Here is a 26249-nt window from a genome sequence, read left to right as displayed (position 1 = left end):
GAAGAATGTTACTTTGTATTTGACGGGAATAGAAATGAAATGAGGGCTTTAATTCAGGTAGAAGTCACAGTTCTCGCTTGTGATGATATCAATTGGCATAAAATTATTTTTTTCGCCAACTTTAGAATGTACCACAAATTGATATAATGCCATCAGCCCTTTATATCCCTGCTCCCTAGGTTTCTGACAGATCAGAAAATCAATATCACCTTCTTTAAGGAAAGTCAGGTTTTCTTTGGTATAATCAAATCCGATTAAAACTCTATGCTGATCTCCTGTCTTTGATAAATACTTAGCAACAGTGGAAACCCTCGAATTGGTGACGAAAACAGCCACGATGTTATGTTTTTTTAAGACCTCTTCCAGTGCGTTGCTGATATAGGTATAGTCGGTCTGTTTGATATCAATTTTTAGGATCGCATTTTCCAGTTTTTTATCCGCGAAATAGTTTCTAAAACCTTGCTCTTTGCGCAACAAGTGGTGCTGGTTATCTATTTCCTGTGAGATGTTAACGATTAGAATCTCGTCTTCTTTTTTAACAAGGTATTTCATCAGGTGGGCAGATAGGTAACCACTCTGATAAAGATCCGGACCGAAATAACTTAAGCTGTTGTGTCCCTGTATATCTGAGTTGATAAATACGTATGGTATTTTTCTTGTTTCAAGCTTTTTCACGAAACGTTCAGACTCTTCGATAAAACTTGGTGCCAAAAGCACTCCTTGTACCATGGAAAGATCGATCTGTTTAATCTGCTCCAGGAAAGAGTTTTTATCATTTACATCGAATAGATATTTCTGTAAGGTAATGCCGTAGGGACTGATCTCCGCTCCTGCCTGTTCAATACCAAGAAGTGGTGCCTCCCAATAATTTGTTTCTTGCGAAACCTTTGGAATCAGCACTGCAAAAATAACCTGCTTTTTAGAAGCCAGTCTTCTTGCCAGGATGTTCGGCTGATAATCAAGCTCTTTAATAATTGCGTTAACCTTGTCTTTCGTATTTTGTGACACTCCCTTGCGGTCATGAATCACACGATCAACGGTTCCAATTGAAACATTAGCCCTTCTTGCGATTTCCTTTACCCCTGTTAATTCAATATCTTTTGCTGACATATACTTAAAAAATTATCTAAAGATAACAGATTATATTCTCAAAAGTTCAACTAGCTCAGTATTGGTCTCTAAAGAATAGTCAAGTCTGATTTTTGGTTGAAAAAAAAAATTCTGTATGCAAAAAAAACAGTTGTTTCAGACTGTTTCTCAAAACTTGATATCACTTATGTTTCTGATTAATTTTCAGTTTATTAATGATTTGAAGCGTCTGGCCGATTTAAAAAGAAAAATGGATGAATTTGATGAGCTTGGAAAAGGGCTAAACTATTTTAGTCCAGGAAAATGATCTTCAGATTGGCCAAAATTCATCACTACTACAGAAGTCCAAACCTCTCTATTAGTGATAAGAAACATGTCGTTCATTTTTATGAAACAATATTTTAGATGCCTTGTATAAACAACAACGTCAGCTTGTCTGTTATTTTCATATGGTTTTGGTCTGTCTGAAATTACCGCCTATGGTGGTGGTAGCTTGTTGAAGAAACTGGTTTCGAAGCATAAACTTTCAGCTAAATACTGACTTTGCAAATGTAAAACCACTTTTAAATTAAGCAGGAACCCTTGTTAGTGGTAAGCATATTATTTGTATTGTGCAGCAAAATAATCTTTAACTACTGCATTGTAGTTTTTTGCGTTATACTTAATGATAGGTTTGCTTTCTCCGTTAAACAAAACCATAGCAGTTCTTTTTTTAAATTTCGTAATATCTATTAGGTATGTTTTGTCTTTGACATTAAATTTTAATTGTCGGGCATTTGTTCTTCCTACAAACCTTTTGTCTGTTGCTGGTCCATAATTGTTGTAAATTGAGTTAGCTGTTTTGGTATGGATTTCAATCTTATTTTTTGAGGCACCAACTTTTTCATTTTCCACAAAAAATATTCCTTGAGAAGGCGTTGTTAGTGTTATTCCAAATTCTGTTTTTGTATCAGGACTTACCAATTTAATGTATCTCGAAGAGCAAGAATTTAAAAAGATGATGATTAAAAAGTATGCAACTAGTTTTATGCTTTTTTGTGAGTTTTTCATTTATTTTTGATGAAATACAGTTTGCCGAGATGGTTTGTAAATAATTGATATTGAAGTTTGGGGTTACTATAAAAAAAATAACGTGAATATTCTCCCTGGCTTTTTTTGGATAGACCTCCAACAACTTTATCCTTAATTTTTGATTGGTTGATTTCCCATTCCAGACCCAATTTTAAAGCTTCCTTGATTTTCAAAGTGTCTTTATTAACAATGACATTGGTATACAAGTAACCATCCCAATTTTCCGTACCGGAATCACTGCGCTTCAAGCTTATTTCTTGAAAATATTGGTATTGAATGTTTTCATTATCATATGGAACCAATTTATAATCTTCTATTGAATAATATCTGAATAGATCATTATAAACCGTACCTCTACTTTTAATAGTCCGATTGGCTTTTGTATCATTATAAAACGCAATCCATTTATCGTTTTCCCTAAATATTGTTTTTATAAATTTCTTGGATGGCTGGTCAGCTGTCCAACATTGTTTTGAAAATAGAAAAGTAGCCCTTTCCTCAAAGTTTGCAATAAAATCAGCTTGTTTATTCGCATCGAAACTAAAATCTGCGTTCTGAGTTTCGATGTTTATTTTCGAAGTATCACCATCTAAAGGCCAGGTTCTGTAGTAGTTCTCAACTACATTGATCAGATAACCTTCAAACAAAATTTCGTTGGAATTAGTTGGCTTGTATTTAGCCATAAAATTGCCTAGACTATCAAATTTAGAATATTCCTTTTGTTGTATAGCTTCAGTACCTGTTCTTTCATTTTTAACCTCTACTACTATCAAGTGATTTTTTGTCGTTAAATAGTGGTCCAAATCAGTACTGCCATCAATTACAAGTTTCATTTCCTTGTTATTAAACTGTAACACAGGCTGTTTTAGGTCTTGATATTCACTGTATTGCTGAGGTAAATGACTACTGTTAAATAAGTTTCTGAAATAAATATCAACATCAGTATTGGCTATAACTACAATAGAAATATAAACAGCAATACCCCCAAAAAGCCATGGTAATTTTTGTATAGATCTGAAAAATATAAAAATGAAATAAAAAATAATGCTTCCTAAAAATAGCCCAACTGCAACGGAAAAATGAAAAAATTCAGCATACATCCCCTTTATTAAAACAGGTGCAATTATGGCATAAACCGCAGCTAGGCTAAAGGCAATTAAAACTGATTTTCCAAAATGTTTTGAAATTTGGTTTTTTCTACTCATTTCTATTTCAGTCGTTCTATTAATTTTTCAATATTCCTTTTCCATTTGGGGTAAAGCTATTCGTTGTCTGTCCAAAGTTCATTTAGTTCAGAATTGTGACCGATAACTTTTTCTGTGTTAATGTTTATTTCTGACTCTTGCAGTCGGCCAGTCAAACTTAACGCTAACCTCCGCAGCGTAGCGATGTGGATTTTATATTTTGACCTTTATTTTTTTAAAATCTCCGTTTTCATCTTCCTCCCATTGGTTTTCTCCAATTAAATAATAGTTGCCGTCTTCTTTAGTTATCCTATTTTCAAAATCTAGATTTTCTGATATAAATGCTCTAGTTTTTGCAATTTCATTCCACTTTCTGCCTTTAAACGACCAGACTGAAATATTATTCCAGTAACCTTCATTGGTTCGAGAAAAAATTATTATTTCATTTGCTTTATCGTCATTTAAATCTCCCGTTTTAGAAATAAAAATCCCCAAACTTTGGTCAATACTTATTTTGGGGACATTTTCTGTAAATTCAATATTTATCAAACAATTATTTCCTCCGCATTCAATTTCATCGGTTTCTATATTCCGTTTCAAACTTACAAATGCAGTGTCATTTTCTTTGTAATTATTGAGGTTACCAATAGAAAACTTTTTATTTACTATTTCCATTTTGTTTGTTTGACAACCAAGGATCAATAATGACAAAATTAAAAGTCTAAATTTCATATTGAATTTCATTTTTAGCCCAATTGTGAGCTAATGTGATTTTTTTCTGTTGAAGATTAATCGTTTGGAAACTATACATGCTGAACCGGCAATCGAAGTACGAAAAAGAGATTGATTCAGATTAATGGTACCGTCTATTGCCGGTCAACCTTCACTATCACCAAATTGTAGAGGCTGACCGGCATTTTTTACAGATAGATTTTGTTCTTCAATGGGCTTTTTTCACTATTCAGCAGATCGTCTGCAATCTGTATCATTCCATCGTTGTTTGAACCACCCCAGATTGCTCTTCCAAAAATATAACTGGTTGTGTATTCTCTCCAGGTTCTGCAATAGTTTCTTAGCCCTGTATGTGATTTCTGTAAATATTCAATCAATTCTACTTCAGAAATATAGCCTGCTTCATAACAACAGCGTGATAAAAATGCACCTCTTCCATAATTCCAGGCAGTATCTCTTATATGCTTAATAGCTGAGAAATCCTGGAATACATTCTGTGCTATAAGCTCAGGTACAACATTGCTTAGTTTTCGATATATTTCCACATAGTGTTTAAAAACATCTGCTTCATCCGGTAGATTAGATTTTAAAATAGCTACATAATTTTCCCTATTCTCAAAGGCATTATACACAATATCTAAATACTCGTCTTGATTTCTGTTTTGCAGATCTGAAAGAACTTCAATTGCATCATCTTTGTCAAAGATCTCCCAATAATCCTCTAGAATTGTTTTCAATGTGCCTTTATCAAGCCCCGTTTCATAAGAGTTAAGATAGGCAGCTTGTTGTTCAGCATACATTGAACTAATTAGTAGATGATCTAATTGCAGGCCAATTACTACATTTTTATCGTTTAGTCTTAGATTCTTGAAGGCGTTAATAAATTTCGAAAATATGCTCATACAATTATGCTACCTGAAGGTTTGGGAACTTGTCTTGCAATATTTTCACAAATTTTTCACCCACTATTTGATATTTAACTCTTGTCATTAACTGTTTGTTCATGTTTAAAATATCCGTTGGGTCTGGTACATAATTTAGTCTGTCATGAACTTCAAGTGACAAAGGAGTACCATCGATGTTAAATGTGATAATGTGTGTTTTTGGTAAATACTCTTCCGAAGACTTTGAGTAAACACCTAACTGTGATTTTAATATACCTCCATACCGAAGCGTTGCTTCTTCCATTCTGAAATTGTCAAAAACCACATGTTCATCTAATTCGCCAACAGTATTGGTGCTAAAAAAATGTAAATCACTGCCACTTAACACCCAAAAGCATTCGGTTTCTATTCGTCTAAGTTTTACCCCAATTGCAGAGAGTGCTACGTTTTTTATGCCGTCACTTATCACATCCTGAACTTTATTTGCTGTAGATTGAGGTACAGATGCGGAGGTATAGGCATCTATTGATTTTCCTTTCATCCATTGCTTTATTTGCGGGAAATCTTGTGCTAAAACCTCTTGTTTGTAAACATCATATTTATTTCTTTCAAAATCTAAGTCTATTTCTGATTTTGCTGATTGGTGTTTTTTGTTCATGTAGATCATAAAACACACTCCGGCAATTACTAATACTGCAGGAATTAAGAATATTGGATTCATAAAAAATGCTTATTTTAAATATTAGTTGGTTCTACGTCTTTAGTTTTGTTTTTTGAAGGAATACTTGCCCAAATTAGTAATGCTATTATGACTAAGAAAACAAGTTTTCCTCCTGCTTTTTTCCAAAAAGACAAAGGATTTTCTGCAGTTTCCGCATCAAAATCATGTTTCTCTTTTAATATTTTAGCTACCTGGGGATCAATTTCAAAATACGTATTATTAGAAATGTCACTCAATACAAATCTTCCATCAGTGTTCCAAATAGACAACCCAAAAATGCCATATTCTTTATTAGCATAAGATAGGTTTACTTTTTGTCCGGCCAATTTTTGAATTTCAGAATCTGTAGGTAATTCCTGCACAGTTTCGATGGATTCGCAGGGAAGACAAATAGGGATTTTTGCTTTTGCAGATACTAAACTTAAGCTTGCAAACGCAATACATGCAGTTAAAATAATTGTTTTCATCATATCTATTTTTTGTTTCAAATGGTATCGCAATTGCTGGAAATCTATAAGCGCAGCAGATCATTTTAAGCCAATTAATTACTTAAAAAACAAATAAAACAAATAAAATCTAAGGTGAACAAAGCGATAAAGAAGTGCCGGCTTTCAGTGAACGAACGCTACACTTAAACCGGAATCCGTAAAGTGACAATTGTACCAGGAGCATCCACCTGGGAATTCATCGACAGGCTAGCCTCTCCTAAACCTTCAGCTTGTAAATACTGAATTCGTTCTGTTACAATTTGGGTGGCACGCGAAGTATGGGTCGGCTTATCAGTGGTATCCAAACCAACTCCATTGTCGTTAATGATGATCTTTAAAACCTCATTGTTAATGGCCATTGATACGTGTATTTGACCTTTATAACTGATGTTTTTAAATCCATGTAAAATAGAATTCTCTACAAATGGCTGAAGCAACATTGCCGGAATCTCTATTTCATCAAACATATTGGCAACCTCATTGTCCAATTCAAATACATAGTCGAATTTGCCTGGCATCCTCATTTGTTGCAGCTTTAAATAGTTTTCCAGAAAGTCCACTTCAGATTTCAAGTCAATATTTCGTTGTTTACCTGCCGTTAGTTTCTCTCGCATCAAAACGGAGAAATGATCCAGGTAAGTGAGTGTCTCCTGAGTTTTCTCTTGCCGAACCAAAGCACGAATACTCGCTAAACAATTGAAAATAAAATGTGGGTCCATTTGGCTCCGCAACAACCTTTGTTCCAATTCAAGTTTGATATTAAGATCTGAAACCTGCTTATTTTCGGTGATGAGTTCTTTTCTCCTTCGGTCTAAAAACAGTAATAATATGATCGCAAATAGCAATCCTGAAAAAAGGATAATCACCGCCAACCAGAGCCTGTTCAACTCCAACTGTCCCGTTATCTTATCTATGTTTTTGTTTAATGCACCAATTTGTTGGTCTTTTTGCACTGTTTTATAAAGCGAAGATATTTCGTTTGCTGCTTTTCGGTTTTCATTTTCTTCTCTCTCTTTCTTTTTTTGAACATACTCTTCAAATGTCGATTGTGCCTTTTTATTATCGCCACGAGCAATAGCAAACGCGATCTTATTTTCCAGATACATCAGGTAATCATCTGCATCAAATTGGCTTAACCGCCTGGTCACTTCACGCTCTGCCACACGTGCTTTTGCCAATTGATGCTTTTTTACATAAATGCCCAATAGATTGTTGTAGGCCATATCAGCATTGGAGGTATCTGCTTTATAGGCTTTTAATTGATAGTAAAGGGCAGAATCCAATTCTTTACCCTCGTAAAATATTTTTGCTTTTGATATATAATAATTGTAATCTATACGGGTAAATTTAGTTTTCTTTTTTATTTCTGTGGCCTGATTTAAATATAATCGAACGGAGTCATTAGCCAGTCCTTTCTTATCTAAATACCCTAGTGAAAGCAATAAATTCGCGGATATAGACAAGTCTTTTGCCAACATACTGGTATCTTTTTTCAAAAGAAAGAGCACTTTCCTGGCAAATCTATTAGATAAATCCAATCTGTTATTGAAACTGTTTAGTTGTGATGCCCATAATAAAATAAAACCGGAAGATTTTGGAAAACTGAGCTTCAAATTGCCTGCATCAATAAGATATGCCGCTTGTGTGTAGTAATAAGTTGCCGCATAATATTGCGCTTTTTTTTGCTCAAGATAGCCCATCCAATAGAAATTGGTAGCCGCCTGGGCCCCATTTTTTTCCGACAAAGGCAATATATTTAAAGCTTTTTGGGCCACTTCAAACGAAGCAGAATCTTGTTTATTTTTAAGTAAGCAATAGCTGAGGTAAAAATAAGCCCGACTAAGTATGGAGCTATCCGTTTGATTTTCTTTTATTAATTGTTGTAGCTGTGGTATTACTTTTTTAGGCTGTTTACTTAGTTTTATCTGCTCAAATAAGCTATCCAGTAACTGGCCTTGATTTATTCGAGGAGAGGAAGGCTCCCCGCAGCTGATAAATAGGGTAATGATTAGCCAAATAGAGATTAGGAAGGAGATCTTCAAGGGTTTATTATGCATTATTAATTGTCATTTTTTGCATCAATAAATCTTTCTTACGGGTAGATACAGGCACTTGTATACCACCTTGTAAAAAAACAAAGCCATCATGATGGTACGAAATAATAAAATTTAGACAAATCAGAAAAGATTTATGAATTCTCAGAAACAAACCTTCCGGCAACAGGGTTTCATATTCTTTGAGTGTTGTACTTGTTGTAATTTCTCTGCCATCAAGTAAAAAGAAGGTAGTATAGCCACCATCTCCCTTACAATATAGAATATCGGAATGGCGCACAAAATACGTTTCATTAAGGGTTTTCAATACCAACATTGTCGATTGCTTATCGAAGAGGATTTTCTTTTGTACCGCATGCAAGACATTAGGTCGCAAGCTGGCTTTATCGAGGGCATCATACAATTCCTTTTCCTTTACGGGCTTCAATAGATAATCCAATGTCCCCGCCTTGATGGCACGTAGCGCATAATGCTCATAGGCAGTTACAAAAATTACCGAAAATGGTGTTGAAGGAAGGCGCTCCAATATCTCAAAACTATGGCCATCAGAAAGTTCTATATCCATCAATATAATATCCGGAGCCGCAGATGGGATGAGTAGTAATGCTTCTTTTACCGAGCCGCAGGCCCCTACGATACCATCATGAGTCCGCGCACTAACTAATTGTATCAGTTCTTCCCGTATTTCCGCTTCGTCTTCGACGATAAAAATTTTAGCCATTTCGTGCAAAAAAAATAAAAATAGGAATTTATATACAAAGCAAATCTGCTTTGTTGTTAATTACTTTATTAACAGAGGAATGTGTTTTAGGTGAGCCATCACCACAGTAAAATGACGGATCCGTTTTTTATGCCCCCCTACTGCAATTGACCCCATCAAGGCCGCTATTCAAAAAATAAAAAACCATTCGGGAAGCGCACTTGTAGTTAACGCTCAAACTAAGCGTATGGACAGCTAACGGTTATTGGACGAATTTTATGAAAAAGCTGACGTAGAGGGTAAAATATACCTAGTAGGGATGTTATACCCAGAGAAACTGACCTTTGATGGGGTGATGTATCGAACACCCTCAATGAATCTAGCAGCCAAACTCATCCAACAGAAAACTTTGGGCAAAAAAAAAGCAGTCTTTTCAGACTGCTTTCAAAACTTGGGGTGGAATATGGGGCTCGAACCCACGACCCTCGGTACCACAAACCGATGCTCTAACCAACTGAGCTAAAACCACCATGTTTTTTTCAAGGCCACAAAAGTAGCATTAAAATTTGATTTCCCAATATTTCAGTGAAATAAATGTATTTTTTTATCTTTGCCGCGTTCCCAATCCCCTCTTCAGTTTTACAGTTACTTTTATATCAATCAATTACCATCATGGGCAGTATTTTTAAATTTAAGGAATTTGAGGTTAATCAAGCCGGCTGTGCCATGAAAATCAATACAGATGGGGTATTATTGGGTGCTACGGCAGTTCAGAGCCAGCCTGAATATATACTAGATATTGGTACAGGAACAGGCATTATTGCTATGATGTTGGCACAACGCTTCCCGGAAGCACAAGTTGATGCAGTAGAAATTGATGAATCCGCAGCAAACGCTGCTATTAATAATTTTGAAAATTCAAAATTCGCCACACGCAGCAAAGCACATCTTAGTCCAATTGCCGACTATCAAACGACACGCAAATACGACCTGGTAGTATCAAACCCTCCTTTCTTTGTGAATGATTTGAAAAACCCGGAGGTCAGAAAAGGTATTGCAAGACATGCAGATGAAGAGTTCTTTGAATCCTTAGTCCAAAAAGTAAGCGAAATACTGAGTGATGTAGGTTCTTTCTGGTTAATTTTACCCGTAAAGCAAGCGGAACTCCTTGTGGAAAGCGCAACAAAGTACGGATTATCATTGCAAAGACGCATTGCCATTTGTTCTGATCAAAGTAGACCGGTGATCCGTCACATCATCTGTTTATCAAAACAAAAAACAGCAGCTATAGCTTCTGAAAATTTTTACATTTACGAGTCTAAAGGCATTCATACTCCAGCCTATAAGGAATTGCTAAAAGATTTCTTTCTGGCCTTTTGAGGATTTCTCTTCCATTCTTCAAACATTTTTTTTAATTCTTCTATTATTTTTTTCTGATTCTATAATAGATTCTTTCCGGTCCTTTTTTGTGAATCTCCTGTTCAATATACATAGCTTTGTATAGACAATAAAAGCTATACTTTGAAAAAAATAGGACTTCTATCTGATACCCACGGTTTTCTTGACGATGCCGTCTTCAAACACTTCGACGAATGCGATGAAATCTGGCATGCCGGCGACTTTGGTCCAGACGTAGCCGAGCGACTTGCTGCCTTTAAACCGCTTAAAGGGGTTTACGGGAATATTGACGGGAAAGAAATTCGGGCGGAATACCCGGAACACCTCAGATTTAACTGTGAAAAAGTAGATGTATGGATGACGCATATCGGTGGATATCCCGGAAAATATGCGCCAAATATAAAGCGTGAAATATACACTAACCCTCCTATGTTATTCATCACCGGGCACTCTCATATCCTGAAAGTAATGTTCGATCCAAAAATCAATTGTCTCCATATAAATCCCGGTGCAGCAGGAAATTCAGGCTGGCACAAGGTTAAAACATTAATCAGATTTTGTATTTCAGACGAAAAAATCCATACCTTAGAGGCCATAGAAATAGGAAATAGATAACGTATAAAATACACTAAGTAATATGTCAGGCATCAAAACACTAGGCCAATTTATCATTGAAAAACAAGCTGATTTTTCATATGCAAAAGGAGAACTCTCCAGATTGCTTCGGGATATAGGAATCGCGGCTAAAATTGTGAACAGGGAGGTCAACAAGGCTGGTCTAGTAGATATCCTAGGGGATGCCGGAACAGTCAACATTCAAGGCGAAGGCCAGAAGAAGCTGGATGTTTTTGCCAATATTCAGTTTATCAGCGCATTAACCAGCGGCGGTGAATGCTGTATTGTAGCTACTGAAGAGGAAGATGAATTTGTACGCATAGACTCACCAGTCTCCAAAAATGCAAAATACATCGTATGTATTGATCCTTTAGATGGCTCATCAAATATCGACTGTAATGTAGCAGTTGGAACAATCTTCTCCATTTACCGCAGGAAATCTGTTGAAGGAGAAGCAACCCTGGCAGACGTATTACAAAAAGGCACACAGCAGGTAGCTGCAGGGTACGTAATTTATGGCTCTTCTACCATGTTGGTATACACCACAGGAAAAGGTGTAAACGGTTTCACACTTGACCCTTCAATTGGTGAATTCTGTTTATCTCACCCTAATATGACTATTCCTGATGGCGGAAACATCTATTCTTTAAATGAAGGAAACTATGTACACTTCCCTGAAGGCGTAAAAAAATACCTGAAATATGTACAGGTTCATGATGAGGAAACCAACAGACCTTATACTTCCAGATATATTGGCTCCATGGTTGGTGACATTCATAGAAACTTGATTAAAGGCGGAATATACATCTACCCTACTACTGCAAGCTCACCCAATGGAAAATTAAGGTTGTTATATGAATGTAATCCGATGGCTTTCATTGTAGAACAAGCTGGCGGCGTTGCTTCTGATGGCTTTAACAGAATCCTCGATATAGAACCTACTGAATTACATCAGCGCAGTTCTATTTTTATTGGCTCAAAGGAAATGGTCAATATGGCAGAAGGAATGATGGCTGAATTTTCTGCGGAGAAGAACGTCAATGCCACAGCTTCACAAAAATTAAAGCAGGTAGGTTAATAAAAAATAAAGGAACGTTACAATAACGTTTCTTTATTTCTCTCTTTTTCAAACTCTACATCTATAGCCAATGCAGCTTTATTTTTTCCTGCTGCCACGGCCAATTGATCACAACGTTCATTCTCAGGATGGGCGTTGTGGCCTTTGATCCATACGAATTTCACATCATGTAATTTATAGACATCCAGGAAGCGCTTCCAGAGATCTTTGTTTTTTTTGCCCTTGAAGCCAATCTTCACCCAACCAAATACCCATTTTTTTTCTACTGAATCTACCACATATTTAGAATCGGAAACTACAGTTACTTGCTGTCCGGGAGTTTTAATAGCCTCTAAACCTTCGATCACGGCCAGTAATTCCATCCGGTTATTAGTAGTCATGCGAAAGCCGCCACTCAATTCCTTATAATGTTTCCCTGAGCGTAAAATGACTCCATAACCACCTGGTCCGGGGTTTCCACTTGCTGCGCCGTCTGTAAAAATCTCAATCATATCTGGACAAATCTATGTTTTTAAGCTTTAAATGCAATTTATGATTCCTAATAAATATTAATATGAAAATTAAATATGCTGAAATTGAATTGGTTAAAAGAAAAGGCCGTGTTAAACTTCAAAAATATTTGCATTAAATAATATTAATCGTACTTTTGTGACGTTGAAAAAACATGGTGGTTTTAGCTCAGTTGGTTAGAGCATCGGTTTGTGGTACCGAGGGTCGTGGGTTCGAGCCCCATATTCCACCCCAGTTTTGAAAGCAGTCTGAAAAGACTGCTTTTTTTTTGCCTGAAATTTTAGTGAGGCAATGCTTTCTTTGCTGCTATAAAATTCAGACACCTGTATTTCCCTGTCAGCCGGCTTTCGATGCGCTCTTTGTCTTCCTCAAAAGAAACGACTGGCTGATCAAAATGCCAGGTTCCCAAATAATTTAAGGTTCCGGCTGCAACCAGAAAAGTAAAGCGCTGTAAACGTTCCTTAAAAAAATCACCAAATTTCTTACTGTTATAAACATCCAAGGCACTATAACCTTTATATATTGGCTCTGTATAAATGACACTACCCAATAGTTTACTTTGTGTCCAGCAATAATTCAGGATGATATAATTCCCCGCTGGTATATGATAAAGGAAAGTACTGGCTTTCGCTATCGCGAAGGCATCTTTCACTCTAAAAGAGAACTTTTTCCTGGTCTCTATACATTCGATACGAATATCCTGAGGAAAGCCGAGTCCGGTAATTCCTATTCTTTGCAGAAAACATCCATAAATAACCCCTTGTCCTGCTCTTAGCGTATCATCAGGCAATACCGCTTCTAATCGCTGTATGGATTGCGATTTCCCAGTATACATCAGCATTACGCAAATGCATAATAAAAATATTTTCATTGTCCCCTATTATAAACTGGACTAATCTATAGGCTTCTATTTAAGAAAACAAGACCTTCTACTACGCTTTCTAAAAATGATCAAAAAGAATAGATTTATACGCGATGAACAGGGATTGATTCCAGTAAAAAAGGGGTACTATTAAATAGTGCCCCTTTTATTTTATTCCAATACTTCTATTCAATTTATTCTTTTATGCATATCCTTATTATATAACAACACATACCTATATATAATAAGTCATATATTATTGTGCCAGCGCAAACGCCAATGGCATGGTGTACCTTACCCTAACCGGCTGTGCATTTTGTTGCCCAGGTTTCCATTTTGGTGATTTGCGAATCACGCGAAGCGCTTCTTCATCGCAACCTGAACCAATACCACTGATCAGTTTCACATCTGAGATAGAGCCGTCTCTTTCAATTACGAAACTCACCATCACTCTACCCTGGACTTCATTTTCCTGCGCTAAGCTAGGATACCTCAGGTTTCTTTGAAGGAATCTCGCCCAACCCTTCATCCCACCTTCAAACTCCGGATATACTTCCACACCTGAAGCATTGTAGATTTGGTTGTCGATTTCGGCTGTACCACCAGATCCTTCAAGCCCCTCTCCCTTTCCACCTTTACCTGTTTCTGGCAGCGCCTGTAAATTGGTTTCTAAGCCTGCCTGTGTGATCGGGCCTGCTACGGCATGCTCCATTTCTTTTAAGGTAGGCGGTTCTGTTACCGGAGCCTCGACTACAATTGGGCTGCCTACCGCCTTATAGGTTTTTAGTTTTTCTTTTACCGGTTCCAGAGCTGGCGCTTTTTCTTCTTTTTTAGGAACCACTGGTGCTGCTGGCGGTCTCAACTCTACTACAGTATCTCTTCTTTGTTCTATTTCCGGCGGACGATTAATCATGGTCAGCAAGAAAGGAATCACAAACAAGGGTGTTGCAATCAACAAGGAACGCAAAAGGATTTTTGAAGATTCTGCTCTCAATGCAAAAGCGCCATAACTTTGATTTCTGTTTTTGAATACAAGGTCGAGCCACTCGGACTTGTACAGGCTTGAAGAAGAGTTTAGCATAATTAGAAGGTTTTTTCAATCTGATGATGGGATTATCCATCATATTCCATAATCCATACCCATTTTTAATAGTTTAGGTCAAAAACAACAAAAAGCCCAAAGAGAAAGCACAACAAGGCTATTTTTGAAGCTATTTTTCTAAAAACACCAAAAAACAAGAAATATTTCTTTGATTATCTATTGACATTCGTATTTTTACAAACAAATCAAGAGAAATACCAAACAAAAAATATATTTTTGACCAAATTTTAAACAAATAAATGAAAAGCTTAAGGACAACTGCATTAAAAGAGGCACAATCAAGAATTTCACCAGAAGTAAAGTCGCCTTCGACTAAGATTTCTGAGTTTTTCGGAGTGAATGTTTTCGATAAGAAAAAAATGAAAGACTTCTTATCAAAAGAAGTATTTGAAAAATTAAGTTCAACGATTGACCAAGGTGAGCTAATTAACCATGAAGATGCTAACCACATCGCTACTGCAATGAAAACTTGGGCTATGTCTAAAGGTGCAACACACTACACGCACTGGTTTCAGCCATTAACAGGTTCTACAGCAGAAAAACATGATGCTTTCTTTGAGCCAAGTAAGGACGGTGCAATTGAGGTATTTTCAGGAAGTGCATTGGTTCAACAAGAGCCAGATGCTTCAAGTTTCCCTAATGGTGGTATCCGTAACACGTTCGAAGCACGTGGATATACGGCATGGGATCCTTCTTCTCCAGCATTTATTATGGAAAGCAAAGCAGGTAAAACACTTTGTATCCCTACTGTATTTATTGCTTACACAGGTGAAGCCCTTGATTATAAAGCCCCTCTTTTAAAAGCATTATCTGCTTTAGATAAAGCTGCAGTTGACGTTTGTCAGTATTTTGACAAAGGCATCACTAAAGTAACTGCTTCTTTAGGTATTGAGCAGGAATATTTCCTTGTTGATCGCGCATTGTATAATGCCCGTCCGGATTTAGCCTTAACAGGTCGTGCTCTATTTGGTCATATCTCTGCAAAAGGACAGCAATTAGAAGATCATTATTTCGGATCTATCCCTGAGCGTGTATTCACTTACATGGTTGATTTTGAAAACGAAGCCTTGAAATTAGGTATTCCTTTGAAAACCCGTCACAATGAGGTTGCGCCTTCTCAATTTGAATGTGCACCAATTTATGAAGAAATCAACCTTGCCATTGACCACAACCAATTGTTGATGGACTTAATGGAGAAAGTTGCGGTTAAACATAACTTCAAAGTGTTATTACATGAGAAACCTTATGCAGGTATCAATGGTTCAGGTAAACACAACAACTGGTCGTTGATCACGGATACAGGTAAAAACTTATTGTCTCCAGGAAAAACGCCTAAAAATAACTTAATGTTCTTAACGTTCTTCGTGAACACGATTAAAGCGGTACACGAACATGCAGACCTTTTAAGAGCAAGTATTGCTTCAGTGAGCAACGATCACCGTTTAGGTGCTAACGAAGCTCCACCAGCAATCATTTCTATCTTCCTTGGTTCTCAATTGAACGATGTGTTAGATGAAATCGAATCTTCAAGAAGCATCATTAAGAAAGTAAAAAGCGAGGATTCATTATGGTTAGGTATTCCTAAGATCCCACAGATCTCTTTTGATACGACCGACCGTAACCGTACTTCTCCTTTTGCCTTTACTGGCAATAAATTTGAGTTAAGAGCCGTAGGTTCTTCTGAAAACTCTTCAGCACCAATGACGGTATTAAACGCTATCGTTGCTGATCAATTGAACAAATTCAAAGTTGAAGTTGATAAATTGATCAAAAAAGGTGAGAAAAAAGATGTGGCGCTATTAACCATCATCAAAAAATACCTTAAAGAATCAAAAGACATCCGTTTTGAAGGAAATGGTTACAGCCAGGAGTGGGAAGATGAAGCTGCGAAACGTGGTTTATCAAACATCAAAACTACACCTAAAGCATTGGATGCTTATGTAACTGATAAAACTACTGAGCTTTTTGCTAACACTAACATCTTCAGCAAACGTGAATTACACGCTCGTCATGAGATCTTATTAGAAAGCTATTACAAGAAACTTCAAATTGAAGCAAGGGTAATGGGCGAAGTAGTAAACAGCATGATCATTCCAGCTACCATCACTTACCAAAATGTATTGATTGAAAATGCTAAAGGTCTTAAAGATCTAGGTGTTTCAAAAGAAGCATTAGAAACTCCTGTTAACATTATCAATAAAGTGTCTGAGCATTTAAGCGGTCTGAAAGTAAACATCGATAAGATGCTGGAAGAACGTAAACAAACGAATGCTATTGAAGATAGCCGTGATAAAGCAATCGCTTACGATGAGAATGTAAAATCATACTTCGATACGATCCGTTACCACACTGATAAATTGGAGCAAATCGTTGACGACAGCGTATGGCCTCTTCCAAAATTCAGAGAATTATTGTTTTTGAAATAGAACCAAACCTCAATAAACCACTAAATTTTAGTTTTTATAACCCTTCAATGAATTTTGAAGGGTTATTTTTTTATGGTTAAGGCCTCAACATTCGGCCGTTTCCCTATCTTTGCAACAACATGAGTGATAACAGGTACAACCAACGTGGCGTTTCTGCGTCAAAAGAAGATGTGCACCAAGCCATCAAGAATATAGATAAAGGTATTTTTCCGCAAGCCTTCTGTAAAATCATACCTGATATTTTAGGGAATGATGATGCATTCTGCAACATTATGCATGCAGACGGTGCCGGAACTAAATCTTCCCTAGCCTACGTATATTGGAAAGAAACAGGTGATATTTCAGTATGGAAAGGAATTGCTCAGGATGCCATCATCATGAACATCGACGATTTGATTTGTGTAGGAGCTACAGACCAAATCCTTTTATCTTCTACTATCGGACGTAACAAAAACCTGATCCCAGGCGAAGTAATTGCTGCAATCATCAATGGTACTGAAGAAATCCTTGCTGAACTTAGAGAACTAGGCATCTCGATCTACTCTACAGGCGGTGAAACTGCTGATGTAGGCGATCTTGTCCGCACCATCATTGTGGATTCTACGGTAACCTGCAGAATTGAAAGAGAAAAGATCATTAGCAATCATAAGATTCAGGCTGGTGATGTAATCGTTGGTCTTTCGTCTTCCGGACAAGCTACTTACGAAACTGAATATAACGGTGGTATGGGTTCTAATGGGCTTACATCTGCCAGACATGATGTTTTTGATAAGTCGGTGGCCACAAGCTACCCAGAAAGCTTTGATCCTTCTGTTCCTTTTGACCTGGTATTTTCTGGTGGCAAAAAATTAACGGATACCATTAAAATTGATGAGGATACAGAAATTACCGTTGGAAAACTGGTACTTTCTCCTACACGTACTTATGCCCCGGTGATCAAACAGATTTTAACCGCATATAGAAGTCAGATTCACGGACTTGTTCATTGCAGTGGCGGAGCGCAGACTAAAGTGCTTCACTTTGTAAATGATGATGTTCATATCATTAAAGACAATATGTTCCCTGTTCCTCCACTGTTCCAGCTAATTCAGGAGCAGTCTGGCACAGATTGGAAAGAAATGTATAAAGTATTCAATATGGGCCATAGAATGGAATTATATGTTCCTGCAGCAATTGCTGAGGATATTATCGCCATTTCTAAAAGCTTCAATATTGATGCGCAGATTATTGGACGTGTGGAAGCTTCTGAGCAGAAACAAGTGACTATAGCAAGCGAAAAAGGTACGTTTGTTTACAACTAAGATTTCATTTCGCTGAAAAGCGTGATTTATAAAAGGAAACCGGTGATTTAATTGCCGGTTTTCTTGTTTTGTGAAATTAAGGAAATAAAAAAAGAACACCTCGGTTCTCAAAGGCGGAAAGCCTTGCGCTGAAGGGCGCAAAACCTTCTAAGCCTTTTCTGAGAAGATATTCCTTTTTTTAACATTAATTATTCTTCCCTGCATTCGAACAAAAGAGTTAAAAAGAAAAGTTATTTATTACCAGGAAGCTGAACAAGATGCATTAAACAGCGTGTATTAAATAGGGTTATAGCCCGGTTTATTAAAAAACACTAAACCTGGCTTGTTATATAAGGCTTACAATTAGCCATAGATGCTGAAATAAAATCTGTTAAAAGAAAATATCCAACCTATAAAAAAGGGATCAGACTTGGCGTCTGATCCCTTTCTATTTTTCCTGCACCATAACCAAACAACCTGCTGGACAGATAATTATAATACGGAATTACTCTTGTTAAAATAAAGGATGTTCCTCTTTGACTACGTGCGAAGGTTTGCTCTTCAGCAAAGATTCGGGTAGGAAAAGAGGAACATTTCTTTATTTTTTTATAGATAGTTCATTGATAATGTTTTTCGCACCACCCAACACGTCAATACACCACAATACGTAGCGTACATCTACACAGATCGTACGTTTGAATTTCTTATCAAAAGCGATATCACCACTCATTGCTTCCCAGTTACCGTCGAAAGCAAGACCGATTAACTCCCCGTTACCATTGATGACAGGAGAACCTGAGTTACCGCCAGTAATGTCATTGTTGGTGATAAAGTTTACCGTTAAAGTACCATCATTACCATACTGACCGAAATTCTTTTTATTGTAGTTTTCGATCAGGTTGGCAGGAAGGTCAAACTCACTGTCGCCAGGGATGTATTTTTGCATCATACCATCGATAGTGGTGGTCGTTTTATACACGATACCATCTTTCGGAGAGTAGTCCTGAACATTCCCATAAGAAAGACGCATGGTAGAATTTGCATCTGGATACATCAGTTTACCTTTGTTTTTTTCCAGGGTAGCTTTTAAATACAGGTGATCAAGATCTGCTTTTTTGCTTTCAAAATCAGCTACTAAAGAACCGAAATTGGTTTTGATATAATCTGGAGGATATACGTTGGCCGCATATTTATAAGCTGGATCGGCTTTAACCTCATCGATAGATGGGTTTTTAGCCATAAAGGCTTTCAATTTCGCTGGTTTAATCAGGTTACTATTTTCCCATAGGTAATCTGCGAACTTCTCGAAAGTAGTTTCAGGGTTTCCTGTCCAGTATTTCTCTGCGATTTCCGCGAAGAATTTAGGCTGAGATTTTACAGGAACATCCTGGTAAAAACTAGCTAGGATCTTAGCGAAGATCTTTTTATCAGCAGCTTCGACATAAGTTTCTTCATAAGCATTTGCAGCAGTCTGAAGGCTTGCTTTTACTTTTTCAGCGAAAGCAGCGTCTCCTTTTTTCTGATCTAACGCGGCAAAAGAGCGTACGATAGTAATTGCGTTAGGCACCCATGCAGAAGCCATAAACCCTTCATTGATGTAGGTACGTTGTACAGAGATCGGGTCGATTTCTTTATAGATCTGAGCATATTGTTCCATCAGACCGGCGAATTCAGTTTTCTGAGCTGCCCAATCCGTGAAAGCTTTCTCTTCTTTTCTTTTTGAATCGGCAACTTTCAGTCTTTTCAACTGTTCCGTCTGACCGATATAATATTTCCAGTAGTTGGCAATATTTGCATATTGAGAAGACAACTTCAAGCGGGTATCCACGCTTTTATCCATTTCCTGTTTCCAGGATTTAAGGCGGATATCACGTAATTTAACGATCGTAGGACTTACTTTTTCAGTTGCTAAATCCACACCATAAGAAGTTAAATATCTGTCAGTACGACCAGGATAGCCATAAACCATCGAGAAATCACCATTTTTCACTCCTTTGATAGAAACAGGAAGGAATTTTTTAGGAGTATAAGGAACATTCGCTGCTGTATATTTTGCAGGCGCATTGTCTTTACCGGCATAAACTCTGAACACAGAGAAATCACCGGTCTGACGTGGCCATTCCCAGTTGTCCGTATCACCACCAAATTTACCAATATTTTGAGGAGGCGCACCTACCAAACGAATGTCGTCGAAACGCTCGTATACAAAAAGGATAAACTGGTTAGATTTATAAAAATCTTTCACATTCGCTTCGATCGTTGGACCAGTTACAGCGGCTTTAGCGATCGTATTGAATACTTCCAGCATTTTAGAAGATTTCTCAGCACCGGTCAGGCCTTTTGTAGCGGCTTCAACCTGAGGAGTTACATCTTCCATTTTCAATAGGAATTTCACAAATAACCCGTCGATAGGCTTCTCTTCGCCATAATTTTTAGCGTAGAAACCATTGTCAAGGATGTTATTCTGAGGAGTAGAATTTGAGGCAATTGCATCGTAACCACAATGGTGATTGGTAAAGATCAATCCTTTATCGGAAACAATCTCACCAGTACAGAATCCACCGAAATGAACGATTGCATCTTTCAGACTGGAGCCATTTGCATTGTAAAGGTCTTTTGCGGTTAGCTTAAAACCCTGTTTCTTCATTTGCTCATAGTTCTTTCCTATCAGCATCGGGATCCACATCCCTTCATCTGCCTTAACTGTGTTCGCAAAGGACATAACCAGTGCACACAACAGCAGATAAACTGTTTTTCTCATGATATAATAAATTAGTTTTGATACCAAAGTTAAGTAATTGCGACCATTAATAGGTATACATTACACGGTTACCGTCTTTCTTTGCACTGATTTACTTCTATAAATCATGAAACCCAAAGTAGCTGCAATGCCAATCAGTCCTTCTAAAAAGATGGCTGGTCTAGGGCCCATCACATTAGCCATCCAGCCAATCAGCAGACTGCCGATAGGAAGAATGCCCTGGTAAGCCATTACATAGTAACTGATGGCCCTGCCACGCATCTCTGGAATGGCATGTGTTTGTATGTAAGTATTGATGGCCGATGTTTGTGCCATCATTCCTATTCCTGTAAGTGTCATGAAAAACAAGGCGAATGGTAATTGCGGCGCATAGGCCAGAAACAGCAGGCTACCCCCCAGGATTCCACCGGCGATTGTCACCATTTTCATGAGCCCATTGCTGTGTTTCCGGTTAGCCAGGTATACCGCACTGATGATGGAGCCTAATCCGGCAGCACTCTCAAACCAGCTGAAAGTTCTGGCATCCCCATTAAAAATATCTTTGGCAAAGATGGGCATCAAGGTATTAAATGGGATGACAAACAAGCTGCTCAAGCCGATCATGATCAACATACTGCTCAGATTTTTATCTCCGGAAACGTATTTAAATCCCTCATCCAGCTCTTTCCAGATACTTTTCTCTGATTTTATGATTTCCACTGCTTTTAGTCGCATCATGAACAGACAGATCAATACGGGGATATAGCTCAGGAAGTTCAAAATGAAGCAAAAGTCTGTACCAAATGTACTCAGAATGATTCCAGCAACGGCAGGGCCAGCGATTCTGGCAAAGTTGACCATGGTAGAATTGAGTGCTATTGCGTTTGGCAAATCTTCTTTATGATCTACCATTTCCACCATAATCGATTGTCGACAAGTCATATCGAAAGCATTGATGATGCCTTGAATCAAACTCAGTGCAACGATGAGGAGGATATTATGATAGCCAAAAAATATGATCCCGGCCAGTGCTCCTGCCTGTAGCATTGAAGCGATCTGTGTGAGCACCAAAATTCGATAACGGTTATGGCGATCTACCAGACTTCCCGCATAAGGTGATAACAATAAAGAAGGAATCAGACTCACGAAACCAACCACCCCCAGTAATAACGCAGATCCTGTGAGCTGATACACCAACCAACTCACCGCCGTCTTCTGCATCCAGGTACCCACCAGGGAGATAGATTGTCCGTAAAAAAACAGTTTAAAGTTGCGGGATTTGAGTGATCGAAATAATGTCATGCGAATTTATTTGTAAGCTTTTTTTGTCACACCACAAATCTCGGGATAAAGAATATATTTGTAAAATTGATAGTTTTAATGATATTGATTAGTTTTAACGATCGATAATATCCATTTTAAAACCGAGAATAATATGGAATTCAGACAGCTCAATTATTTCATCAAGGCGGCAGAACTGCTGCATTTCACCGCAGCTGCGGAGCAATGTTTTGTGACCCAATCCACCTTATCACAGCAAGTAAAACAGCTGGAAGAAGAACTGGGAATGCTGCTATTCGACCGGGTGGGCAAGCATGTACAGCTGACAGAGGCTGGCAAGCTATTTCTAAACCATGCCAGGCAAATTATGCTGGAGATCAAGAAATCCAAGCAAGCCATTTTTGAACTGAACAACCTAGTAAATGGAGAGTTGAGAATTGGCGTTACGTATGCCTTCATTTCTTTACTTCTACCCTCTCTCACCCCGTTCTCCAATAAATATCCTGGCATTAAACTACATATAGAATCTGGCATTGCCGGCGAATTGGAAGCCCGGCTAAAAACGGCAGACCTTGATTTTATCCTGGCCTTTCATGAGCAATCCGATAATGAAGGATTAGAGATGCAATCGCTGTTTTCTTCCAGGATAAAGATGGTGACCTCCAAAAAGCATCCCCTAGCGAAATTAAGCAAGATCTCTTTAAAAGAACTGGCACAAACGGAAATGATCTTAGCAAACAAAGGATTCAGCTCTCGGGATATGCTGGACGAAATTTTCAAGAAAAACAATATTATTCCGAACATTAAAATAGAGATGAATGATACACATTCCCTCCTTTCTTTAGTGGATACCGGAAATTGGGTCACCATTATCAATGAGAAAACCATTACTGGCTGGGAAGATCTGGTTGCCATACCGATTACCGGAAAAGAGCTGTATAAAGAAGCTTATATCTTATGGCAGAAAGGCGTTTTTAGAAAAAAATCAGCAACTCTTTTTATAGAAGAGCTGCTGAAGATAGTATAAGAGAGCGGACAAATATCAAGATATTTCACTCCCCCCGGAATGTATTTGATAAGCCTTTTTTCATTAGCGACCGACAGAAATTATTGCCAGTATTATCAAAATATCCTGTTCTCTTTAACTACAAAGATTAAAACTAACACAAATTATTGATAATAACACCAAATTAAATAATTAATTAACAAATAAACACCAATTAATAAAGCCTGACTACTGAACCAGTACTAAACTTAACCACAGTAAGGAGTAAGAGCAAAAAAAAAGCCGCCTCATAATTGACGATGAGACGGCTTGCTTTTGAATTTGGATGATGATTCCCTCTAAGGAATCCACCTATTTAATAGGTTCCAATATTGGTTTTTCGACCTGTTGTATCAATTTTATACCAGGCTTTATTTTCGTATAAAGCACCTTCATGCTTTCCTGCATGCTGATTCACATCTATTCCTAGCACCTTTCCTTTATAGTAAAAGCCTACATTGGTATCGGTAATTGTATGGCCAACGATAATGGTTTTCACCTTATACAGCGCCAAAGTCTGATCTACTTCCTCCTCAGTCGCTTTAGGTTCTACAAAGTAGCCTCTGTACCAGAATAAAGAAGAACGTGTACCATCAAAGAACATCATGACCTCTTTATCAGGAATCATTCCTGGTTTTTTATATTGATCATAATAAGGTCTGCACCGGTTATTGATGTCTTTTAAACTCATCTTCAAAGTATTGATGATAGGTGCTACGCCTGCATGCAGACAAAGGTAATCACCAATCTTTTCGATCAGGTTTTTACTTCTTAACCATCGTCCAAGCTCAGCATCAGGACCGTATAACTGAATATAATCCAGGCCCATCAGCTTCGCGTTGTCGAAATATTTTGATTTTACATAACGCAGGTCGCCGCTTAGGTTCATGATGTCATGATTGCCAAGAATGGTATGTAAATACCCTCCTTTGGCTTTCGCATCCTGCTCGAGCTTATACAGCAGCCAGATGGTAGCCGGCACTTCTTGTCCGCGGTCAAATAAATCACCACAGATCACCAGTTGTCCTTTACCAAAGGTCCAGTTGTATTGCTCATCCATCACCTTATTAGCCAGCAGCAGCTTTCTTAATGCTTCAAACTCTCCTTCTATGTCAGAAAGGGCAAGCAGCTTATCCGGCTGCTTAAATTCTGCCTGTTCATTCTTCAGTACGGATTGTAATTTCAGGGAGAAATTCCATTCCGGATGCTCAGAAAACTCCACCTTTACCGGCACCTCAGTTTTTTTACTGAGCGGATAAGTTTCCAGTTTCACTTTCTGTACTCCATTTTCCATCACAATGCTCCTGACTTCAATCTGGTTGTTTTTATACAGCACATAAGGACCGTCTCCAGAAGGAGCAGCGGCGCTGGCAGACAAACTTAGGAAGCTGAAAACCATCGGCAAGGCCATCGTTAGTAATTTCATAACACCTTATTTATAACCTTCGTTTTGTTCCATATTCGGATTTGCGTTCATCTCTCTCAAAGGAATTGGAAGAACGGTTTTCAAAGAATTATTAGGGACTTGAAGCACAAAATCACTCATACCATATTTAGTAAAAGCCAATTTATTACGCGTTAAGTCGAACAGACGGTGTCCTTCAAAAGCAAATTCTTTCCTGTTTTCATTCATGATCAGGTCGATTAAAGCTTGTCCGGTTGCCGTAGTTGTAGTAGCTGTTAAATCTGCACGTTTCGCAATCACATCAAGATCAGCAGCTGCTAAAGCATCCTTTCCACTTTGTTTTGCTCTGGCTTCTGCACGAATCAGGTAAACTTCTGCAAGGCGGATCACTTTGATACCTTCCTCATAAGTACTGATATTATTGTATTTCGTGATTACATAAGCAGGATCTTCACCACCTGAACCAGTTCTTTTACCTTTCACCACAAAACCTCTTCTTGCATCCGTTGCTTTGTAAGCATTGAATAAATTTTCGGTGGCCAGGCCATCACCATAACTTCCTCCTTGCGTCAGGAAGTTAGATAAAGCGTCTGTACCATTGTTGCTGGTGGTATTGAAAACCACTTCAAAGATTGACTCCGAGTTATTTTGAACTCTGAAATTCAGGTAATTGGCATTGCTTAGCAAAGTATATTTACCATTAGTGATTACGTCTGTAGCGGCAAGCTCTGCATTTACATAGTCGCCCATATACAGATATACTCTTGCTAACAAGGCCTCAGCAGCAAAACGACCAATATGACCTTTGTTGCTCGCTGTAAATCCTACCGGAGCAATTGGCAAAATTTCTACCGCTCTTTTTAAATCAGCTACGATCAGGTCATAACTTTCTTTTACCGTATTTCTTTTTGGGCTGATGATATCTTCCTTGCTGGTACCACTTACGCTTACAACCGGCACACCAATATGACTGGCATCTGGAGTCGCGTTATAAGGTGCAGCATATAGACGTACCAAATCAAAATTAGCCAATGCCCTTAACACGTGAGCTTCTCCAATCAGGTGATTTACTTCAGCAGCTTCTGTTTCCGGAACGGTTAATGCTTTTCCCTTAGAAATGATGATGTTCGCGTTCACTACAGTACGGTACAAGATATTCCAGGTTGCAGCTGAATAACTATCATTTGTGGCTACCGTATATTGATCGTAATTGGTATATCTTTTAGAGTTTTTCCTGCTGATATACATATTATCTGCCATTAAATCCGGCAAGATCATCATGGTACGACCATAATAGGCAGAAGACTGTAAAAGTCCGTATGTACCCATTACCGCAGCTTTAGTGGTTGGTAAATCAATCACTACCAGTTCCACATCGGTTTGCTGCTGAGGATTAATGTTAAGCAAGTCCTTTTTACAAGCGCCAAAGGATAAGGCTACCACAAGTAATGGTAATATTTTTGAAGTATATTTTATCATTTTCATCAGAATATGGTTGTCTTTTAATGGTTATGAAGCTTGCATAAGCATATTCATTACTTTTGGGGAAGTGGGATGCTTATGCAGGTTTCATCTGTAGCTGTA

General features: G+C 37.8%; 23 protein-coding genes and 2 tRNA genes. 8 read left to right on the top strand and 17 right to left on the bottom strand.

Translation table 11 applies throughout. The features are described 5' to 3' along the window. Nucleotides 1-48 precede the first annotated feature (48 nt). The gene (locus tag K7X70_RS06690; RefSeq protein ID WP_222536307.1) at nucleotides 49-1110 is read right to left on the bottom strand and encodes a LacI family DNA-binding transcriptional regulator; all 1062 of its coding nucleotides are present in this window, start codon (nucleotides 1108-1110) and stop codon (nucleotides 49-51) included. A gap of 115 nt (nucleotides 1111-1225) precedes the next feature. Between K7X70_RS06690 and K7X70_RS06685 the strand changes: the two genes are divergently transcribed. Continuing rightward, on the top strand, nucleotides 1226-1396 hold the full coding sequence (locus K7X70_RS06685) for a hypothetical protein (protein ID WP_222536306.1): 171 nt from the start codon (nucleotides 1226-1228) through the stop codon (nucleotides 1394-1396). 293 nt (nucleotides 1397-1689) lie between these two features. On the opposite strand, the gene K7X70_RS06680 is transcribed toward K7X70_RS06685, so the two are convergent. From K7X70_RS06680 to K7X70_RS06640, 9 genes are all read right to left on the bottom strand, one after another. Then, entirely contained in the window at nucleotides 1690-2139 is a 450-nt protein-coding gene (locus tag K7X70_RS06680; RefSeq protein WP_222536305.1) for a hypothetical protein, read from the bottom strand. Further along, nucleotides 2136-3365, bottom strand: a complete 1230-nt coding sequence (locus K7X70_RS06675; protein ID WP_222536304.1) for a hypothetical protein — start codon at nucleotides 3363-3365, stop codon at nucleotides 2136-2138. The genes K7X70_RS06680 and K7X70_RS06675 overlap by 4 nt, the downstream gene beginning before the upstream one ends. 192 nt (nucleotides 3366-3557) lie before the next feature. Then, nucleotides 3558-4076: a hypothetical protein gene (locus K7X70_RS06670; RefSeq protein WP_222536303.1), complete on the bottom strand. Its 519-nt coding sequence runs from the start codon at nucleotides 4074-4076 to the stop codon at nucleotides 3558-3560. Nucleotides 4077-4264: 188 nt separating this feature from the next. Beyond that, nucleotides 4265-4978: a DUF1266 domain-containing protein gene (locus K7X70_RS06665; RefSeq protein ID WP_222536302.1), complete on the bottom strand. Its 714-nt coding sequence runs from the start codon at nucleotides 4976-4978 to the stop codon at nucleotides 4265-4267. 4 nt (nucleotides 4979-4982) lie between these two features. Next, nucleotides 4983-5681: a hypothetical protein gene (locus K7X70_RS06660; RefSeq protein ID WP_222536301.1), complete on the bottom strand. Its 699-nt coding sequence runs from the start codon at nucleotides 5679-5681 to the stop codon at nucleotides 4983-4985. Nucleotides 5682-5695: 14 nt separating this feature from the next. Beyond that, entirely contained in the window at nucleotides 5696-6151 is a 456-nt protein-coding gene (locus K7X70_RS06655; protein WP_222536300.1) for a hypothetical protein, read from the bottom strand. A gap of 161 nt (nucleotides 6152-6312) precedes the next feature. Beyond that, nucleotides 6313-8226 carry a sensor histidine kinase gene (locus tag K7X70_RS06650; protein WP_222536299.1) on the bottom strand — a complete coding sequence of 638 codons (1914 nt, stop codon included), beginning with the start codon at nucleotides 8224-8226 and terminating at the stop codon, nucleotides 6313-6315. After that, nucleotides 8219-8944: a LytR/AlgR family response regulator transcription factor gene (locus tag K7X70_RS06645; protein ID WP_222536298.1), complete on the bottom strand. Its 726-nt coding sequence runs from the start codon at nucleotides 8942-8944 to the stop codon at nucleotides 8219-8221. The genes K7X70_RS06650 and K7X70_RS06645 overlap by 8 nt, the downstream gene beginning before the upstream one ends. Before the next feature lie 431 nt (nucleotides 8945-9375). Further along, nucleotides 9376-9452, bottom strand: a tRNA-His gene (locus tag K7X70_RS06640). A gap of 197 nt (nucleotides 9453-9649) precedes the next feature. On the opposite strand from K7X70_RS06640, the gene K7X70_RS06635 reads away from it, so the two are divergent. From K7X70_RS06635 to fbp, 3 genes are all read left to right on the top strand, one after another. Further along, nucleotides 9650-10303: a tRNA1(Val) (adenine(37)-N6)-methyltransferase gene (locus tag K7X70_RS06635; RefSeq protein WP_255606951.1), complete on the top strand. Its 654-nt coding sequence runs from the start codon at nucleotides 9650-9652 to the stop codon at nucleotides 10301-10303. Nucleotides 10304-10444: 141 nt separating this feature from the next. Beyond that, nucleotides 10445-10936 (top strand): metallophosphoesterase family protein, encoded by a 492-nt coding sequence (locus K7X70_RS06630; protein WP_222536296.1) that lies wholly within the window; start codon nucleotides 10445-10447, stop codon nucleotides 10934-10936. A gap of 22 nt (nucleotides 10937-10958) precedes the next feature. After that, on the top strand, nucleotides 10959-12014 hold the full coding sequence (fbp, locus tag K7X70_RS06625; protein WP_222536295.1) for a class 1 fructose-bisphosphatase: 1056 nt from the start codon (nucleotides 10959-10961) through the stop codon (nucleotides 12012-12014). A 17-nt stretch (nucleotides 12015-12031) separates the two neighbouring features. On the opposite strand, the gene rnhA is transcribed toward fbp, so the two are convergent. Then, the gene (rnhA, locus tag K7X70_RS06620; protein ID WP_062547419.1) at nucleotides 12032-12505 is read right to left on the bottom strand and encodes a ribonuclease HI; all 474 of its coding nucleotides are present in this window, start codon (nucleotides 12503-12505) and stop codon (nucleotides 12032-12034) included. A 176-nt stretch (nucleotides 12506-12681) separates the two neighbouring features. Here rnhA and K7X70_RS06615 point away from each other — a divergent pair. Next, nucleotides 12682-12758: transfer RNA gene (locus K7X70_RS06615), tRNA-His, on the top strand. A 46-nt stretch (nucleotides 12759-12804) separates the two neighbouring features. Here the strand turns inward: K7X70_RS06615 and K7X70_RS06610 are convergent. Both K7X70_RS06610 and K7X70_RS06605 read right to left on the bottom strand, forming a co-directional pair. Then, complete coding sequence (locus K7X70_RS06610; RefSeq protein WP_222536294.1) at nucleotides 12805-13395, bottom strand: hypothetical protein; 591 nt, start codon at nucleotides 13393-13395, stop codon at nucleotides 12805-12807. Nucleotides 13396-13642: 247 nt separating this feature from the next. Then, a complete protein-coding gene (locus K7X70_RS06605) occupies nucleotides 13643-14467 on the bottom strand; it encodes an energy transducer TonB (RefSeq protein ID WP_222536293.1) in 825 nt (274 codons plus the stop codon). A 260-nt stretch (nucleotides 14468-14727) separates the two neighbouring features. Here K7X70_RS06605 and K7X70_RS06600 point away from each other — a divergent pair, with 260 nt between their 5' ends. Further along, the gene (locus tag K7X70_RS06600) at nucleotides 14728-16914 is read left to right on the top strand and encodes a glutamine synthetase III family protein (RefSeq protein WP_222536292.1); all 2187 of its coding nucleotides are present in this window, start codon (nucleotides 14728-14730) and stop codon (nucleotides 16912-16914) included. A 119-nt stretch (nucleotides 16915-17033) separates the two neighbouring features. Beyond that, on the top strand, nucleotides 17034-18215 hold the full coding sequence (locus K7X70_RS06595; RefSeq protein ID WP_222536291.1) for an AIR synthase related protein: 1182 nt from the start codon (nucleotides 17034-17036) through the stop codon (nucleotides 18213-18215). Between the two features lie 577 nt (nucleotides 18216-18792). On the opposite strand, the gene K7X70_RS06590 is transcribed toward K7X70_RS06595, so the two are convergent. Together K7X70_RS06590 and K7X70_RS06585 are read right to left on the bottom strand one after the other, a co-directional pair. Further along, nucleotides 18793-20958: a S46 family peptidase gene (locus K7X70_RS06590; protein WP_438268956.1), complete on the bottom strand. Its 2166-nt coding sequence runs from the start codon at nucleotides 20956-20958 to the stop codon at nucleotides 18793-18795. 57 nt (nucleotides 20959-21015) lie between these two features. Then, nucleotides 21016-22236 (bottom strand): MFS transporter, encoded by a 1221-nt coding sequence (locus K7X70_RS06585; RefSeq protein WP_222536289.1) that lies wholly within the window; start codon nucleotides 22234-22236, stop codon nucleotides 21016-21018. A 133-nt stretch (nucleotides 22237-22369) separates the two neighbouring features. Between K7X70_RS06585 and K7X70_RS06580 the strand changes: the two genes are divergently transcribed. Then, nucleotides 22370-23242 carry a LysR substrate-binding domain-containing protein gene (locus K7X70_RS06580; RefSeq protein ID WP_222536288.1) on the top strand — a complete coding sequence of 291 codons (873 nt, stop codon included), beginning with the start codon at nucleotides 22370-22372 and terminating at the stop codon, nucleotides 23240-23242. A 334-nt stretch (nucleotides 23243-23576) separates the two neighbouring features. Here K7X70_RS06580 and K7X70_RS06575 read toward each other — a convergent pair whose 3' ends face one another. Continuing rightward, on the bottom strand, nucleotides 23577-24686 hold the full coding sequence (locus K7X70_RS06575; RefSeq protein WP_222536287.1) for a metallophosphoesterase: 1110 nt from the start codon (nucleotides 24684-24686) through the stop codon (nucleotides 23577-23579). Nucleotides 24687-24692: 6 nt separating this feature from the next. Then, nucleotides 24693-26150 (bottom strand): RagB/SusD family nutrient uptake outer membrane protein, encoded by a 1458-nt coding sequence (locus K7X70_RS06570; RefSeq protein WP_222536286.1) that lies wholly within the window; start codon nucleotides 26148-26150, stop codon nucleotides 24693-24695. Between the last annotated feature and the right edge of the window lie 99 nt (nucleotides 26151-26249).

The organism is Pedobacter polysacchareus (assembly GCF_019802255.1).
In the GTDB taxonomy this organism is placed as follows: Bacteria; Bacteroidota; Bacteroidia; order Sphingobacteriales; family Sphingobacteriaceae; genus Pedobacter; species Pedobacter polysacchareus.
Note: the sequence above shows the minus strand (reverse complement) of the source record. Positions and strands in the feature narration are given on the sequence as shown.